17 protein-coding genes are annotated in these 17,234 nt (G+C 31.2%); 7 read left to right on the top strand and 10 right to left on the bottom strand.

The window, feature by feature from the left end; all coding sequences use genetic code 11:
• The first annotated feature begins 37 nt into the window (after nucleotides 1-37).
• The 6 genes from GFJ99_RS03570 (at nucleotide 38) to groL (ending at nucleotide 5,102) form a co-directional block, all read left to right on the top strand.
• A complete protein-coding gene (locus tag GFJ99_RS03570; RefSeq protein ID WP_153207552.1) occupies nucleotides 38-1,297 on the top strand; it encodes a sigma-54-dependent Fis family transcriptional regulator in 1,260 nt (419 codons plus the stop codon).
• On the top strand, nucleotides 1,297-1,800 hold the full coding sequence (locus GFJ99_RS03565) for an LptE family protein (RefSeq protein ID WP_153207551.1): 504 nt from the start codon (nucleotides 1,297-1,299) through the stop codon (nucleotides 1,798-1,800). The genes GFJ99_RS03570 and GFJ99_RS03565 overlap by 1 nt, the downstream gene beginning before the upstream one ends.
• A gap of 50 nt (nucleotides 1,801-1,850) precedes the next feature.
• The gene (locus GFJ99_RS03560) at nucleotides 1,851-2,657 is read left to right on the top strand and encodes a tetratricopeptide repeat protein (protein WP_153207550.1); all 807 of its coding nucleotides are present in this window, start codon (nucleotides 1,851-1,853) and stop codon (nucleotides 2,655-2,657) included.
• A 2-nt stretch (nucleotides 2,658-2,659) separates the two neighbouring features.
• Nucleotides 2,660-3,007 carry a preprotein translocase subunit SecG gene (gene secG, locus GFJ99_RS03555; protein WP_008256450.1) on the top strand — a complete coding sequence of 116 codons (348 nt, stop codon included), beginning with the start codon at nucleotides 2,660-2,662 and terminating at the stop codon, nucleotides 3,005-3,007.
• Between the two features lie 135 nt (nucleotides 3,008-3,142).
• The gene (gene groES / locus GFJ99_RS03550) at nucleotides 3,143-3,418 is read left to right on the top strand and encodes a co-chaperone GroES (protein WP_008256449.1); all 276 of its coding nucleotides are present in this window, start codon (nucleotides 3,143-3,145) and stop codon (nucleotides 3,416-3,418) included.
• Between the two features lie 58 nt (nucleotides 3,419-3,476).
• Nucleotides 3,477-5,102 carry a chaperonin GroEL gene (gene groL / locus GFJ99_RS03545; RefSeq protein ID WP_008256448.1) on the top strand — a complete coding sequence of 542 codons (1,626 nt, stop codon included), beginning with the start codon at nucleotides 3,477-3,479 and terminating at the stop codon, nucleotides 5,100-5,102.
• An 89-nt stretch (nucleotides 5,103-5,191) separates the two neighbouring features.
• Here the strand turns inward: groL and GFJ99_RS03540 are convergent, their stop codons facing one another.
• The 10 genes from GFJ99_RS03540 to xrtF all read right to left on the bottom strand — a co-directional run bounded on the left by GFJ99_RS03540 (nucleotide 5,192) and on the right by xrtF (nucleotide 16,650).
• Nucleotides 5,192-5,947 (bottom strand): DUF2490 domain-containing protein, encoded by a 756-nt coding sequence (locus GFJ99_RS03540; protein ID WP_162523909.1) that lies wholly within the window; start codon nucleotides 5,945-5,947, stop codon nucleotides 5,192-5,194.
• 70 nt (nucleotides 5,948-6,017) lie between these two features.
• Nucleotides 6,018-7,616 carry a SulP family inorganic anion transporter gene (locus GFJ99_RS03535; RefSeq protein WP_153207548.1) on the bottom strand — a complete coding sequence of 533 codons (1,599 nt, stop codon included), beginning with the start codon at nucleotides 7,614-7,616 and terminating at the stop codon, nucleotides 6,018-6,020.
• 13 nt (nucleotides 7,617-7,629) lie between these two features.
• A complete protein-coding gene (locus GFJ99_RS03530; RefSeq protein WP_238990065.1) occupies nucleotides 7,630-9,498 on the bottom strand; it encodes a proton-conducting transporter membrane subunit in 1,869 nt (622 codons plus the stop codon).
• A gap of 3 nt (nucleotides 9,499-9,501) precedes the next feature.
• A complete protein-coding gene (locus GFJ99_RS03525) occupies nucleotides 9,502-11,997 on the bottom strand; it encodes a YbcC family protein (RefSeq protein WP_153207547.1) in 2,496 nt (831 codons plus the stop codon).
• A 74-nt stretch (nucleotides 11,998-12,071) separates the two neighbouring features.
• The gene (locus tag GFJ99_RS03520) at nucleotides 12,072-12,440 is read right to left on the bottom strand and encodes a hypothetical protein (protein WP_153207546.1); all 369 of its coding nucleotides are present in this window, start codon (nucleotides 12,438-12,440) and stop codon (nucleotides 12,072-12,074) included.
• Nucleotides 12,441-12,560: 120 nt separating this feature from the next.
• Nucleotides 12,561-12,905 (bottom strand): heavy-metal-associated domain-containing protein, encoded by a 345-nt coding sequence (locus GFJ99_RS03515; protein ID WP_153207545.1) that lies wholly within the window; start codon nucleotides 12,903-12,905, stop codon nucleotides 12,561-12,563.
• A 51-nt stretch (nucleotides 12,906-12,956) separates the two neighbouring features.
• Entirely contained in the window at nucleotides 12,957-15,194 is a 2,238-nt protein-coding gene (locus GFJ99_RS03510; RefSeq protein ID WP_153207544.1) for a TonB-dependent receptor, read from the bottom strand.
• Nucleotides 15,195-15,249: 55 nt separating this feature from the next.
• Nucleotides 15,250-15,657, bottom strand: coding sequence for a hypothetical protein (locus GFJ99_RS03505; protein ID WP_008256435.1), 408 nt, complete (start codon nucleotides 15,655-15,657; stop codon nucleotides 15,250-15,252).
• A 17-nt stretch (nucleotides 15,658-15,674) separates the two neighbouring features.
• On the bottom strand, nucleotides 15,675-16,118 hold the full coding sequence (locus GFJ99_RS03500; RefSeq protein ID WP_153207543.1) for an exosortase F system-associated protein: 444 nt from the start codon (nucleotides 16,116-16,118) through the stop codon (nucleotides 15,675-15,677).
• Nucleotides 16,102-16,650, bottom strand: a complete 549-nt coding sequence (xrtF, locus tag GFJ99_RS03495) for an exosortase family protein XrtF (RefSeq protein WP_238990064.1) — start codon at nucleotides 16,648-16,650, stop codon at nucleotides 16,102-16,104. The genes GFJ99_RS03500 and xrtF overlap by 17 nt, the downstream gene beginning before the upstream one ends.
• Before the next feature lie 73 nt (nucleotides 16,651-16,723).
• On the opposite strand from xrtF, the gene GFJ99_RS03490 reads away from it, so the two are divergent.
• The gene (locus GFJ99_RS03490; protein WP_153207541.1) at nucleotides 16,724-17,182 is read left to right on the top strand and encodes a GAF domain-containing protein; all 459 of its coding nucleotides are present in this window, start codon (nucleotides 16,724-16,726) and stop codon (nucleotides 17,180-17,182) included.
• Nucleotides 17,183-17,234: the final 52 nt, after the last annotated feature.

The following is a 17,234-nucleotide window of genomic DNA, read 5'->3' as shown; positions in this document are numbered from 1 at the left end:
GTGAAAATCCTTTAATCCGTGGCAAAAAAATAAAAAAATGGAATCAGTACAAGCTATAAAACAACGATTTGAAATTATTGGGAATGACCCAAAACTAAATCGTGCCGTAGAGAAAGCTATTCAGGTAGCTCCAACGGATATTTCGGTATTGGTAACAGGTGAAAGTGGTGTGGGAAAAGAAAGTATTCCTAAAATCATACACGCACTTTCGCATAGAAAACATGGGAAATACATTGCAGTAAACTGTGGTGCCATTCCTGAAGGAACTATTGACAGTGAACTTTTTGGTCATGAAAAAGGTTCGTTTACTGGAGCAACTGGAACACGTGAAGGTTATTTTGAAGTAGCCGATGGCGGAACTATTTTTTTAGATGAAGTTGGCGAATTACCATTAACTACTCAGGTACGTTTGTTACGTGTTTTAGAAAATGGGGAATTCATTAAAGTGGGTTCTTCGCAAGTGCAAAAAACAAATGTTCGTATTGTTGCGGCTACGAATGTAAACATGTTTGATGCGATTGAAAAAGGCAAATTTCGTGAGGATTTATTTTATCGATTAAGTACGGTTGACATTATGTTGCCACCACTTCGTGAACGTAAAGAAGACATTCATTTATTGTTCAGAAAATTTGCTGCCGATTTTGCTCACAAATACAAAATGCCTCCTATTAAATTAGATGAAGACGCCATTCAATTGTTAATAAAATACCGATGGAGCGGAAATATTCGCCAATTGCGAAATGTAGCTGAGCAAATTTCAGTTTTAGAAACCAAACGTGAGATTTCTTTGCAAACACTTCACTCCTATTTACCTCAAGAAAACGCAAATTTACCTTCGGTAATTGGAACTAAAAAATCAGAAAGTGATTTTAGTAACGAAAGAGAAATCCTATACAAAGTACTTTTTGATATGAAAAGCGATTTGAACGATTTGAAAAAATTGACTCTAGAGTTGATGCAAAACGGAAGTTCAAAAGTGCAAGAAGCAAATAAAGGATTAATTCAGAAAATTTACGGAAAGCCAGAAGAAAATGCTATTTTTGAAGAAGAACCAAGAGTAGAAATGCTTACCAATAAAAACAATCCAATTCAAGAAAATTTTGAAGACGATGATGATGAAAATTATTTATTTGCAGAAACCGTTGACGAAGAAGAAACGTTAAGTTTAGAAGCTAAAGAAATTGAATTAATTAAAAAATCATTGGAACGAAATAAAGGTAAAAGAAGAGCTGCCGCAGATGAATTGGGTATTTCGGAAAGAACTTTGTACAGAAAAATTAAACAATACGATTTATAATGAGATATTTAATACTTATTCTTAGCATTGCTATTTCTCTTTTAGTTAACAGTTGTGGTATTTATAACTTTACTGGTGCAAAACCCGTAAATGCTAAAACATTTCAAGTGAATTACTTTCAAAACAATGCGCCTTTAATTGAACCAGGAATTGAAAGAATTTTTACACTAGAACTTCAAGATATTATTCAAAGTCAAACCAATTTAAATTTAGTTATTCAAGGTGGAGAATTAATTTATGAAGGAGAAATCGTAGATTACCGCATTACTCCTATGACTGCAACTGCAGATCAAAGAGCGGCTCAAAATAGATTAACCATTTCGGTAAATGTAAGATTTAGCAATAGAAACAGTGAAGATGATGATTTTGAAAAACGTTTTTCATTTTTCTATGATTTTGATGCAAATGAACAATTAGTAGGATCGCAATTAACAACAGCATTAGATGTAATTTTTGAAAGAATTACACAAGATATATTTAATGAGTCGTTAGCTAAATGGTAATTTTTAAACAGTTTTAAATTTTGAAATTGAAGTTGTAATTGAACTTGAAAATGAACATATCCGATTTAACATATCTTTTAAATAAGCCCGAAACCATAAACGAAAAGCAAACCATTGCTTTAGAGAATGTAGTTTTGCAGTTTCCTTATTTCCAGGCAGCTCGTGCTTTGCACTTAAAAGGATTGTACAATCAAGATAGTTTTAGATACAATTACGAATTAAAAAAAACAGCGGCTTACACAACAGATAGGACTATTTTATTTGATTTTATAACTTCGGATAATTTCACAGCAATAGAACAAGAGAAGATAGATGAAATTCAAAAATCATTATTAGATATTGAAGTGCATTATATAGAAGAAGTAATAGTTTCACCTCAAATAGAAACTATTTTTACGGAGGGAGAAAAAGCTGAGATTGAGGCAATAGAAAAAACTTCAGAAGAAAAATTAGATATTGGAAAACCTCTACCTTTTACACCTTCTGAAAAACACTCGTTTCAAGAATGGTTACAATTAACAAAGTTTAGCCCAATTGAACGTGAAATTGAGGAAAAAAATACACAAAATGATCCTGAGAAAGAAAAAAAATTGGCTTTGATAGATAAATTTATCGAAACCAATCCAAAAATTTCTCCGGTGAAGGAAATGACCAAACCACCTGCAAATATTAGCAAAAGTACCGAAGAGCCTAGTCACTTAATGACTGAAACTTTAGCAAAAGTGTATTTAGAACAAAAAAAATATACAAAAGCTATACAAGCTTATGAAATATTAATTTTGAAATATCCAGAAAAAAGTAGTTTCTTTGCAGACCGAATAAATGAAATCAAAAATTTACAACAAAATAATAATTAATTATGGGATTCACAGGTTTTTTAATTGCGATAACAATTGTTTGTTTTTTATTAATCTTAGCTATTATGGTTCAAAACCCTAAAGGTGGAGGTTTATCTTCTTCATTTGGTGGTTCACAACAATTAGGTGGAGTTCAAAAAACAACAGACTTTTTAGATAAAAGTACTTGGACGTTAGGCGGTATTTTAATTGCATTAATTTTACTTTCTAGCTTAAGTTTTAATGGAGCTGCATCTGGATCTAAAGTATTAGGAGACGATGAGTCTTCTATTCCTACAACAACTGTTCCTACAACTCCAGAGGCTGCTAAACAAGCTACTCCTGCAGTTGCAGCAGATTCTACAAAATAAGAATTGATAAAATATTTAAAATGCCAGCATGTCAGTGCTGGCATTTTTTTTACAGAAAAATTGTCAGAAAATTGATTTGGCACAATTTCTGAAAAACAACAAGCAACAATAATTTAATAAATAAAATATATAACCATGTCATTAAACATTAAACCTATTTCAGATCGCGTAGTAATTGCTCCGTTAGCAGCAGAAACTACAACAGCTTCAGGAATTATTATTCCAGACACTGCAAAAGAGAAACCGCAAAAAGGTACTGTAGTAGCCGTAGGAAATGGTAAAAAAGATTATACCATGACTGTTAAAGTTGGTGATACAGTTTTATACGGAAAATATTCGGGAACAGAATTCAAATATGAAGGTAAAGATTACCTGATTATGAGAGAAGACGAAATTTACGCTATTCTATAATAATAGTTAAAAAAGAACTTTTAAACATTTAAACGTTAAACATTTAAACAATACAAAAATGGCAAAAGATATAAAATTCGATATAGAAGCACGTGATGGATTAAAACGTGGTGTAGACGCATTAGCAAATGCAGTAAAAGTAACTTTAGGACCAAAAGGAAGAAACGTAATCATTTCAAAATCATTTGGTGGACCAACAGTAACTAAAGACGGTGTTTCTGTTGCAAAAGAAATCGAATTACAAGATCCATTAGAAAATATGGGAGCTCAAATGGTTAAAGAAGTAGCTTCAAAAACCAATGACTTAGCTGGAGACGGAACAACTACTGCAACGGTTTTAGCTCAGGCTATCGTTAAAGAAGGTTTAAAAAACGTAGCAGCTGGTGCAAACCCAATGGATTTAAAAAGAGGAATTGACAAAGCAGTGGAAACTATTGTTGCTGAATTAGGAAAACAATCAGTAGCTGTGGGCGATTCATCAGAAAAAATCAAACAAGTTGCCTCTATTTCTGCTAACAATGATGATACGATTGGTGATTTAATTGCAACTGCTTTTTCAAAAGTTGGAAAAGAAGGAGTTATCACTGTTGAAGAAGCAAAAGGAATGGAGACTTACGTTGATGTAGTTGAAGGAATGCAATTTGACAGAGGATATTTATCACCTTATTTTGTTACCGATGCTGATAAAATGGTAGCTGAGTTAAGTAATCCATACGTATTATTATACGATAAAAAAATATCTAATTTACAAGAATTGTTACCGGTTTTAGAACCAGTAGCGCAATCTGGAAGACCATTATTAATCATTGCTGAAGATGTTGACGGGCAAGCATTAGCAACATTAGTAGTAAACAAATTACGTGGAGGATTAAAAATTGCAGCTGTAAAAGCACCAGGTTTTGGAGACAGAAGAAAAGCTATGTTAGAAGACATCGCTATTTTAACTGGAGGAACTGTAATTGCTGAAGAAAGTGGCTATGCATTAGAAAACACTACTTTAGACATGCTTGGAACAGCAGAAAACATTACTATTGATAAAGATAATACAACTATTGTAAATGGTTCTGGTGACGCTGAAAATATTAAAGCAAGAGTCAACCAAATAAAATCTCAAATTGAAACTACTACTTCAGACTACGATAGAGAAAAATTACAAGAACGCTTAGCTAAATTAGCTGGTGGTGTTGCTGTTTTATATGTAGGAGCTGCTTCGGAAGTAGAAATGAAAGAGAAAAAAGACCGTGTTGATGATGCTTTACACGCAACAAGAGCTGCTGTAGAAGAAGGAATTGTCGCTGGTGGAGGTGTTGCTTTAGTTAGAGCAAAAGCAGCTTTAGCAAACATTAAAGCTGAAAATGCAGACGAAGCAACAGGAATTCAAATCATCAATAAGGCAGTTGAGTCTCCTTTAAGAACTATTGTTGAAAATGCTGGTGGAGAAGGTTCTGTAGTAATTGCAAAAGTAACTGAGGGAACAGCTGATTTCGGATTCAACGCTAAAACTGGAGAATATGTTCAAATGTTAGCTGCTGGAATTATAGATCCTAAAAAAGTAACTCGTGTAGCGTTAGAAAACGCTGCTTCTGTAGCTGGAATGATTTTAACTACAGAATGTGCTTTAATTGACATCAAAGAAGATAGTCCTGCAATGCCAATGGGCGGAGGAATGCCAGGAATGATGTAATTCAAAGTACGAAGTAAAAAATACAAACTAATAGAAACCCCGATTTGAAAATTCAAATCGGGGTTTTTAAAAACAACTAACTTTAAAAATTATAAATCAAAATTTCTAACAAATGTAGTTTGGATAATAGGGGTTGAAACAAAAGTGTTATTCCCTAAAACGTCCCATTGATTCATATAACCTAACTGTAAATTTGTTTTAGGATTAAATTTATATCCTAAACCTAAATACAACCAATTTCTATTAAATGCTTTTGGAGCTAATTTATCGGTCTGTGAAAACCAAATTTCATCAAAACCTTGAAAAAACAGTTCATCTCCATTTGCTAATTTTTTTACTGTAGTATTTACTGTTAAACGGTATCTAAATCTATTCCCATAATCGGTACCTATTTTTGTATAAGAACCATCTAAATTTTGACCAACTGTATCAAACCATCTGTTTTCTTGTCTAAATCGATGCTGAAAGTGTACTTTTTTAATATCATGTTTTAATAAAACTTGCTCCCAAATGTTATTTTCAACTACTCCAATTTTTGGATTTGGGTTGGGATCGTTTGGTTTATTATTTATATGAGAATAACCAAAACTAAACTCAACCATGTTATTCACGTGAAAATCTACAGAAGGACGCCACAGAAAAGTTCCTTGTTCGTTCATAAACGCTCCTAAACGTTCATGTAATTCGTTTGAAACACTCCATTTAGAATTTATATTCAATCTATTTAACATAGTGAACCAAGTATTGGTGTCATCTCTTAAAATAGTTTCGTTTTGTGCATTACTAAATTGAAAACTAAAAATAGTTATCATTGTAATGGCTGTATATTTTAATAAATTTTTCATTTTTTTTCGCATAGATATATTGGAAACCCTTTTCGTGAGGGCTTCCAATTAAATTAAGTATAAAAAGATCTTATTTTGCTTTTCTTGAAGATAATGGATGACTAGAAAGCGGTTTATGATCATCTAATCCGATGATTTTAACCGTACTGTTATCATGCGATTCATAATCGTGTTTAAAATGCTCTAAATTCTCCATCACAGAATGATCAACTAATTTAGTTTTCTTCAAATCAATTGTTACGTTAAATCCAGGAGGAATAGCATCTAATTTACTTTTTACTCCTAAGTAATTAGTAAAAACAGCTGCTTTGTCAATTTCAACTAAATAATTATCTCCTTCAAAAGATACTAAAGTTGGTGCTTTAAACATTGAACTTAATGGAGTTCCGTTAAATAAATGAATAATAATTTTTAATACAATACCAGCTGCAATTCCAACTAATAAATCTTCAAATAATGTAAAGAAAATAGTAACCAAGAAAATTGCTAATTGCTCTTTACCAATTTGGAAAGTATGAATAAATTCTTTTGGATGAGCCAATTTAATACCTACCGTAATTAACATTGCAGCTAAGGCAGCATTTGGAATCATTTCTAATATTGGTGCTGCTAACAACACGAATAAAAGAATAAAAACACCATGAAAAAAGTTTGCCCAACGCGTTTTTGCACCATTATTTACATTTGAAGAAGAACGAGCAACTTCAGATATCATTGGAATTCCGCCTAAAAATGCTGCAAAAGTGTTTCCAATTCCAACTGCAATTAAATCTTTATTCATATCTGATTTTCTCTTAAAAGGATCTAATAAATCTATTGCTTTTACTGTTAAAAGCGATTCTAAAGTTCCAACCAAAGCAAACATAATAACATATTTAATAAAAACTCCTGTTTGCGATAATCCAGCAAAACTAGCATTCATTCCTAAACTATCAACAAAATTTCCAATCTTTACTAAAGCGTAAGCTGGTTCTGTTTCTTTAAAATGCATAAATAATTCGCACGGAATAGCAAATAATAAAACTACTAATGGAGCAGGAATCATTTTAATACTTTTGTTTTTGATATAAGGCCAACCCATCATAATGGCTAAACTTACAATCCCTATAAATGAAGCTTTTGGATCTAAATTCATTATAAAATTAGGAATATTCGCTAATAATTCAATTGGTCCTTTTCCTTTTCCTAAAAGAGGATCATCATTTAATAAAACAGGAATTTGCTTTGCTATAATAATAATTCCAATAGCAGCTAGCATTCCGTGAATAGCAGAAAGCGGAAAAAAGTCGGCTAACTTACCTAGTTTAAAAACCCCAAATAAAATTTGAACGATACCCGCAACAACCATTGCTCCTAGAGCTAATTTCCATCCTAAAATATTATCACCATGCCCAAATTCGGCAACTGAACCTGCAACAATTACAATTAAACCAGCCGCTGGCCCTTTAATTGTTAAACGTGAACCCATGAAAAAACTCACAAGAACTCCACCAATAATAGCCGTTAACAACCCCATAACTGGAGGAAATTCTGACGCTTTTGCAATTCCTAAACTTAAAGGCAATGCTAACAAGAAAACGATAAATCCTGAAATTGCATCTGTTTTAAAGTTTTCTTTTAATCCTGCTAATCCATCAGCAGGAATGTATTTTTTTATATTTGAATTCATTTTGAATAATGTATTAAGATGATTTATACGGTAACTCATGATATGTTTTTACATGAGGACCAAGAAATAAACGAGCATAAATACGAATTCCGGCAATACCCGAAACTACAAAGCTCGATGCAATAAAAAAGGCTAAGAAAAGTTGATTACTTTCAATGTGACTAAATAACAAATCTTCTCCAATAAATGTAGTTGTGATAGGGAATCCTGTAATACCTAGAGTAGCCAATAAGAAAAAGAAAGCAAACTTAGGGTGTTCATAAACATGTCCTAAATACTGACTGATTAGTATTTTGTTTTCTAATTTTCTTAATTGTAACAACGCTAAATAACCTACAGTTCCGGCAACAATAATACCGGCTAAATAATAAGCAATTTCACTTATACTTACTTTATCATTAAAAACTATTGCTAATGCTATCCAGAAATGGTTTAAGACAATTAAAATCCAAGCTAAAAATGGACTTTTTCTTTCCGAAAAGGATTTAAAAACAAATACTAATCCAATAAAAGCAAACAATTCTGGAAGTATATTTGTCATTTGATACGGCAAATGCAATTTGAATTTATAAGTGATTAACCCCATTACATAAATAGGAATGAAAAAGAAATAAATTCGTTTTATATTTAAGAAATCCAATGATTTTCCAATGATTTTCAAAGGTTTCCATAAAACCATATTTAAAAACCCTTCTAAATTGAATTCTTTTAAAGCTAAAATATAAAGCGTGTATTCGATTTTCTTTGGATACGAATCTTCGATTGCTTTTTCTCTTGGTTTGAAATTATAAAACTGATCACGAATTAAGTAACTTACCACTGATGGAGAAACTAATAATTGATAGGTTCTTAAAAAGGCGTTTCCAGCAAAGTGAATTAAAGCTAAGGTTTCGAAACCTAAAGCAATTTCAATGAAAATAATTCCAATTTGAGAAATAGAACTATAGGCTACTTGACTTTTCACAGATGACTGAACTCTAGCCATAACCGATGCTGCCAAACTCGTAGTTAATCCCATTAATCCGATAGCAATTCGCATAGATGTTTGGTGCTCCCAAAAAGGATATGTTCTCAACATTAAGAAAACTCCTAAATGCACCGACAGCGATCCGTAAAAAATAGCACTTGAAGGCGTTGGCCCTTCCATTGCTCTTGGTAACCAAGATGAAAATGGAATTTGAGCTGATTTTGCAGCCGCAGCACAAGCCAAACAAAGCGCAATAAAAATACCTATCATTGAATGACTTTGCAAGTGTTCATTAACCAATTCGTAGTTATTCAACTTCATGAAGGTAATATTTTCATGAAATAAATGATGACTTGCCCACATAGCTAATAGTAATCCCACATCACCTATTCGATAAATTGAAAATACTTTAAATGCATTTTTAACTGGCAAATAACGCTCTCTATAAAAAGCAATTAAAAGAAAAGACGAAATTCCAATGATTTCCCAACCAATGAATAACGTTTCAAAATTTCCTGATAAAATAGCTAAGTTGTATCCGAAAAAGAAAAACAAAACAGTATTAAAAAAACGTTTGTATCCTTTTTCTCTATGTAAATAATAGCGACTATAAGTAGTAATCATTGAAGTTAATAAAGCACCAATGAATAAATAAACGGCAGAAATTTGATCAAAATAGAAATCAATAAAAAACTCATAATGAGCTGTTTTTAAAACTGATAATTCTACTAAGTTTAAATCTTGCGCTCCGTCTATTATCCAAAAAATGATAAAACCAACTAGCCCTATAAGTTGTAAAAAAACCGTTCCAAAAGCCGTCCATGAGATAGCTTTCTCTTTCGATTCAGGCAAAAACAAACTAATGATAAAGCCTAAAAACGGTAACAGTATAAAATATTGTAATATCTCGTTCATGACTTAAAATGTATTTGTAAATATTCCTGTTGGTAGATTCTCTTTTGTAGTTTCAGCTAACTGTAATTCATCGGCAATAAAATTAACAGCTTGCAACGGCTCATATGAAATGAATTTCTCATCTTCAAACACAAAAAGTTCTTTTGTTTCTGGATGAACCGCTACTAATTTTACCCAATCGTTCTTGAACCATTCATAAGTTGCCGGATTTTTTGAAATCGCATACAATACCTTTTCTGGAAAATGTTCTGCGATAACTAATAATCTAACTGGGTCGTGAACTTCAATCATTTGACTTGGTAAACCTGGTCGTAAATCGCCATCAATTCCATTAGCAACTCCAATTAATCCCATAACATTATGAGGTAATTTAGAACCAGCTCCTAGTTTTTGATTGTCTACTCTTGAGAAATAATATTCTAAATTAATTCCTCCGCCTACTGGCGCAACTGCACCTAAAATAATAGACAAATAATCTCCAGATGGATCTACTTCGTAATCATAAGAATTTAAAAAAGAACGTCTGTCTAAAAACAACTGTTTTGACAAACTTCTTCTTCCCACGATACACATTGCATTTGTAGCATGATTTAACTCTGGACGTGGTTCAAATAATGAAAGTGAACGACGTTTTACTTTTTCATGTACTTTTTCTAATGTATCTGTAGAGTCAATAGTATCAAAACGTCTTGAACGTTCTTTAGCATTATTATCTAGTGCTTTTGTGAAGGTAATAACGTTTTGTTGATGTAAAATTCTATTTTCATCAGACAAGGTATCTTCATCATAAAAAGCAATCTCATCTCGAGTAGTATCATGTAAAGCGGGTAAAAACTGAGTAGCAACGGGAATATCGATGCCACGCTCTTTTAAAATTGCTCTTACACTAGGATGATTTGCTGCAAATGATGCTACTTTAGCATTTACAGAACTTGGTCTTCCACAACAAGCACCACAATCATAACCTGCGTAATGCGTATTATTGATACTAGTTGCTCCGTGACCTACTACATAAACAATAGGTGAAAAATCAGTTACAAGTCCAATACTTTTTAACAAACCTTCTACTCTATTAGCCATTTCTTCTACAGAAAACCCAATTTGTAAATCAGATTCTCTCTGATTGGCATCTTTGTTTTCGATGACCAATTTCGATTTTTTATGTAAATGTTTAAACGAAGCTGTTGTAGCTGGCGACATAGAAGGTTTAAAAATATTTAAGAATAATTTTAAAGCCGATGAAAAACCTAAGGTTTGACTAATTATCCAACCAAAAAACAACGAGTGCGTTTGTTTGTGATAATGAAAATCTTTTGCATGTTTTTTCTTTCTATGTTCTTCTTTAATTAAGTATTTTGGCGTTACTGGTGCCGGACATAATTTAGTGTAAAATTTTCCGTTTACAGGCTGATAAAAGAATTCGAAATTAAAGAAAGCGGCTGTTCCATAAGTAGAAGCTGCTGCATCAATATGTTCTATATGTCTTCTAAACGAACATTCTCTGTCGTCCATACAAAACATTCCTTGAAAGCTAGGCGTATTTTCTAGTTTAACTTCTTTTACATTTTGAACGTTTGATAAAACTGCGTCATATAAATTCCATTCAAATGCTTGTTGCCAAATAGATAATACATCAAAAAGTTCATTATACTCAACTTTTTCAAACAATAAAAATTCTTGATTTTCTATTTTAAATCCAAGAGGCGCCCAAATATCATTGAACTTAGTATCTAAAGTATCAATCTCTAAAAGCAATTCAAATTTTATTAATTCTTCTAACGTAATTTGCTTTGTATCTAATAAAGAACTCGGATTATTTTCAATAGTAGCTACCATTCCGCTCCAACCAGGATGACCAAATTGCTGATCGAACAAATACTGTTCAAACAACTCTTCTTTTCCCACAATTAACTCTAGTAATTGTGTAATGGAAGCGTCATCTTGTAGTAATTTTTTTGCTCTATTTGAGTTAAAAATTCCTTTAAAAGTATTTTTCTCTAATTCTTTTATTGAAGCTAAAAAACCTTTATCGTGAATTGGAAAATTCCAAATGGCAATACCTTGATCTAAATAACTACACAACACTCTAAACAATAAACTATGCGTAGATTTTTCAAGATTTATAGCATAATATTTTTTCCAATTAGAACGCAAGCTTCCTATTCTTGGAGAAACAGATTCATCATAATTTGTTTTCAATAATTTATCTTTCCAAACTGAAAGATTAAAAGCTCCTTTTGCTTTTACAATAACGCTATCTAAAACCGCTTCATTGATTTCTTTATTAGCAAATCGCTGTCTAAAATCGGCAATAGACAAATACGTTTTATAACCAAAAATTGCTGATGCTTCTAGTAAAGCTTCATGAAATTTTTTGTTTTGAAAAGCGTGTAACGTATTGTGATGCACAAAGTCTTTTAATGGATTTTGTGCTGGTAAATAATGGGTTAAGTTATGAAGAACTTCATGTTCGTCAAAACCAACGTTATGTGTTTTCATTGATTAATGAAATAAATTAATACACAGTGAAGAATCACAATCAAAATAATGATGTGATAAAAATTAAAGGTGTATTAAGAAAGATGAAACTTCCAATTACAATATAAATCGTAAAGTGGAATAGTTTCTTTAGAAGTTAATAGTAATGTAGTGTATGAATTTGAGCTTTGTTTTAAATCTGTGTTTTTAAATTTAACAGCCTTGGAATTAACTAAAAACCAATCTAACTCAACTTCAAATTCAGGTTCAGATTCTATAAAGACAAACTCACTTTCTTCCACCTCAAGAGTGTGATAATGGAAAAAATTAGCTGTGTTATTATTTTGATGAAATTCAACTTGAGATTTAATTCCCGTATTCGTGTTCGGATTAGATCCAACACCAATAGCCCACATGAATAATGGGAGTATGAAAAACGGAAACAATTTTTTAAATTTATTCAAACTTGATTTCACTTTTTACCTAAAAGAAAGTACAAATGTATAGTATATTTTTAATAGAAATATTAATTTATAATTATTTTTAACAAAAAATCCGATTAGAAATTCTAATCGGATTTTTTACTATTCCATTCTTTCATATAAACAACAACCATGAAGTTGATCATAAACAGCATCATCTGCTTTTATAGAACCTGTATCATGTCCTACAGCAGCGATAGCTTTTGCAACATCTTCTTTAGAGCATTTTGTTTCATCAATAATTAAATGAATATCTCCATGATCGGCATGCCAATCGGCACTTTTAACTCCTTTAACTGAAAATGCAGCCTTTTCAATTCGCTTTTCGCACATTTCACAATTTCCAGCTACTTTGAATTCTACTTTTTTGTTTTTACTTTTCTTTTCCTGAGCTTGAACTGATATTCCAATTAAAGATACCAGCACAATTAAAATGATTTTTTTCATGTTATTATTTTTTTATCTTAATACTTAATACTTAATACTCAAATCTTAATTCTATTTAATTTTAAATCGCAATCCAGCGTAATACATCGCACCAAAAGTGGGTCCATATATCATACTACTATCAAAATAAGTACCAAAAGGGTTTTCATTTTGAACAATTCCATTCTTTTGTTTGTAATTCCCCATGTTTTCACCTCCTATATATATCTCAAAAGTACTTGAAAACGTTCTTGTAACTTGAGCATTTAAAACACCAAACGCAGGTGCATACTCATCTAAACGATATTGCACCGGATTAGATTGTGTAAATGGCAAACGTTGTTCGCCTAACCAATTGTATGTTACATCAAATTTCCATTGTTGCCCTTTATCTTTGATATGCGTTTCATAAGCTAAATTTCCAAAAACTCTATGTTTTGCTTGTAAAGCTCTTTGCAATTGACCTGTTGTAAATTGCGTTTGTACATCGTAATATTTATAAGCCGTTTTAAAGGTTAAATGCGTCATCAAATCAATTGAAAATTCGGCTTGAAATGAATTCGCAAAACTTTTCCCTTTTAAATTATAAAACAAAACGTCTTGAGGAGAATTATCGACATCTACAACTGCTTGATTTTGAAAATCTGTTCTGTAGTAATCTAAAATCACCTCAGCATCTTTTCCTGCTAATTTGAATTTTTGAATAAAACTCAATCCATAATTCCATGCAATCTCCGGATTTAACCCATACAATTTTCCGTCTGTATTTAAGATTGAGAAATTTCTATTGGAAGCAAATAATTGTTGGTTTTCAGCAAAAATATTAGCAGCTCGTTTTCCTCTTCCGGCTGAAGCTCTAATTACAGCTTCTTTCCATGGATTGTAACGAATGTGTAATCTTGGCGTGATAAAAGTTCCTAAACGATTGTGATTATCAACTCTTGCTCCGGCTACTAAACTAAAATTATCAGTATTATCAAACGTGTACTCAAAAAAAGCACCAACAGAATTATCAATTCTTGAAAAATCGCGACTGAAATTCACATTTACAAACTCGTTATAATCATCATAAGTAAAATTTAAACCGGTTGTGAATTTATTCTTGGTGTTGTTGATAATCGAATTGAACAACAAGTTAGAATAAAAACTTTTTTGTTGAATATCATACTGACTTAAACCAAAATACGATTCTTGCTTATGTGATTGAAATGAATTTTGAAAACCAAAACTTTGATACGGCATATCTGGAAAAACGTAACCTGTTTTGTTTGAGATTTCTATTTTTTCAGTATTGATTTCACTTCCCCAAGCGTTTGTGGTTAATCTATCCGTATCAGGATTAAAATCCATTTCCCCTGCTTGCTTTTCATCGTTCATGTAGCGAACATTTAAAAAACTGACAATGCCATTTTCGGCATCATTATATTGCCAACGATTTAAAACATTTACTTGTTTTCCGACTGGACCATCTAAAAATCCATCATCATTCATATCGTTTTTATTTTGTCTGGTATTACCATGCAAAAACAATGTAGAACTTAATTTATCTGAAAATTTGTTGTTAAAATGGGTGTTGATTTCATAACGACCGTCTTGAGAACCATAGGTATTTAAGAAAAATGGAATATCGTTTATAGGCTTAAGAACTTCATAATTGATTTGTCCTGAAATACTTTCATAACCATTAATTACACTTCCAGCACCTTTAGTAATCTGAATACTTTCTACCCAAGTTCCTGGCACAAAAGACAATCCGTAAGCTTGCGAAGCGCCACGAACCGAAGGAATATTTTCTTCCGTAATTAAAATATAAGGACTTGTTAATCCTAACATTTTTATTTGACGATTTCCTGTTACGGCATCTGAAAAATTAACATCGATAGATGGATTGGTACTAAAGCTTTCAGACAAATTACAACAAGCTGCTTTTAACAACTCTTTTTGCCCCATTACTTGCACATTTTGAACTTTGTATAAAGAATGTTCGGTTCCTTTTTTGGTTTTGGTAATTGTTACTTCATTTAAAGTTTTTACTTCTTTTAAAACCACAGAGATTGTGCTAGAAGTAATTTCTATTTTTTTAGTTTCAAAACCAATGTAACTTATTACTAAAGAGGAAGTCTCTAGATTTTTTTTAATGGAGAAATTTCCATTTTCGTCTGTTGTGGTTCCTATTGATGTATTGAACCAAAACACATTAGCACCTAATAAAGGTTGATTATTTTCGTCTGTAACTATTCCTTTTATGGTTTCTTGAGAATAAACAAAACTTGAAACAAAGAATAGCAAAAACGCTATTTTTTTAAACATAATAATTTATTTATTGTTATTAATTCTTTGATTTACAGAATAAAAAACAATAAACTTATGCGTAAAAAACCAATTGACAGTAAAGTTTGTAGAGAGGCGGTGCGTGTGAATCGCAATAAAAAGCAACTTCATTAGAGGTTGCAATAACTGTTTCAAATGCAACTAAATTTGGTTTCCAATCGGCATTAAAAACAGTTGGTTCTAAATCTAATTGAAAGTTATTTACCAATATATCATCGGTCTTTTTCTCAACTTTTATTACTTTATTTGAACAACAAGAGTCGTGAGAATCTTCTTTAGCACAACAAGATTTTAGATCTTCAACACAAGGTTCGTCTTCTTGATATTGAAAAGAAACCGATGCAATTTCATCCTTACAATAATGCACAGCGAAACTTAACCCTAGATTGGCAAGCAATACTAGAGAAGCAAGAAGTATACTTATGTGTTTTCTGAAATTCATTACTGCAAAAGTACTATTTATTTTGCAATTTGCTGATAATAAAATGCTGGAATAAAAAGAACTAAAAAAATCGGTTGAATTAAAAAGCGTCTTAAATAAAATAAAATAAGATAGTCTGGCTGACTTGAAAGAAACAAAACAGCGTAAAACAAGAGTATTAAAATCGCAAATAAAACCAAAAACAATATAGCAGAAAACTGAACTAGTTGTATTTGTTTAAAGAGTAAATAAATAATACCTAATGAAAGTAATGTGTTTAATAAATACCTTGAGAATAATCCAAAAAACAATTTTAAACCATCAAAATCAGGTAAGGATTGAGTTTTAGTGTTATTCATAAAAAAAGATAAAAATGGATCATAAAAAAGATCATCTTCAAATACACGTACCATAACTAATCCTACTAAAAACAAAAAAAGAAATAAAACACGCATTTTATGATTACTAATTTTTTTTAACATAGCCAGAAAATTTAGTTATCCATAAAATCCACAACAAAAATACCACACCATAAATGAATAATGGAAAAATACTACCGTGCAATATTTTTTCATAATCTGGATAATAATATAGAGCATAGCATAATAATGCAATTCTAACTACATTTAAAATATGAATTAATAGTATTCCTAGTCCAATATATAAACTTGTTTTCTTCCATTGAGTTGAAAACGAAAAAACAAAGGCAGCAAATAATATCATTACGCTAATAGCATTGCATCCTTCAACAACTCGTGCTACATATTTATGGTTGTAAAAAAGCTTAATAGAATATTCAAATTCATGAGGAAATGTATGAGAAGTATCTGCAAATAGATTCAATAGATATACCGTTTGTTTTGCCACAACTTCAGTAAAAAAATCCACTTCATTCTTAGCAACATTATATTGATTTAAATACACTTTATATATAAAGGTAAAAACCACATAAAAAAGCAGGAACTTTGATAAAAAAACAAAGAAAGGTTTGTATTGAGAAAAAATATTTTTCAAACTGTGAATTTTTAACAAAAATATAGAATTTTTAATACGCAGGAATAAATACTTTTGTAAAAAAAATAAAAAAATGAGTTTTGAAAATTTAAAACCTTTAGTTTCTTCGATACTAACAAAAGAAAACACAACAAGAGATGAAAAATTATTAGCGGTTTGCCAATTACTAACCGATTCTATAGACTATTATAATTGGGTAGGTTATTACTTTGCTAATCATGAAACAAAAACCTTGCATTTAGGACCTTATGTAGGAGCAGAAACTGATCATACTGTAATTCCTTTTGGAAAAGGAATTTGCGGACAAGTTGCAGAATCAAACGCTAATTTTGTAGTACCAGATGTAAAAGCACAAGACAATTATATTGCATGTAGTTTTACAGTAAAATCAGAAATTGTAGTTCCTTTATTTGTTGATGGAAAAAACATTGGTCAAATCGATATTGATTCTCATGTAATAGATCCATTTACTGAAGCAGACGAGCGCTTTTTAGAATTTGTAAATCAAGAAGTAGCAAAGTTATTTTTATAATTACTTGTGATTTTAAAAAATAAAACTACCTTTGCATCCGAATTGCAACCAT

Origin of the sequence: Flavobacterium sp. LMO6 (assembly GCF_009495795.1) — a bacterium.
Taxonomy (GTDB): Bacteria; Bacteroidota; Bacteroidia; order Flavobacteriales; family Flavobacteriaceae; genus Flavobacterium.
Note: the sequence above shows the minus strand (reverse complement) of the source record. Positions and strands in the feature narration are given on the sequence as shown.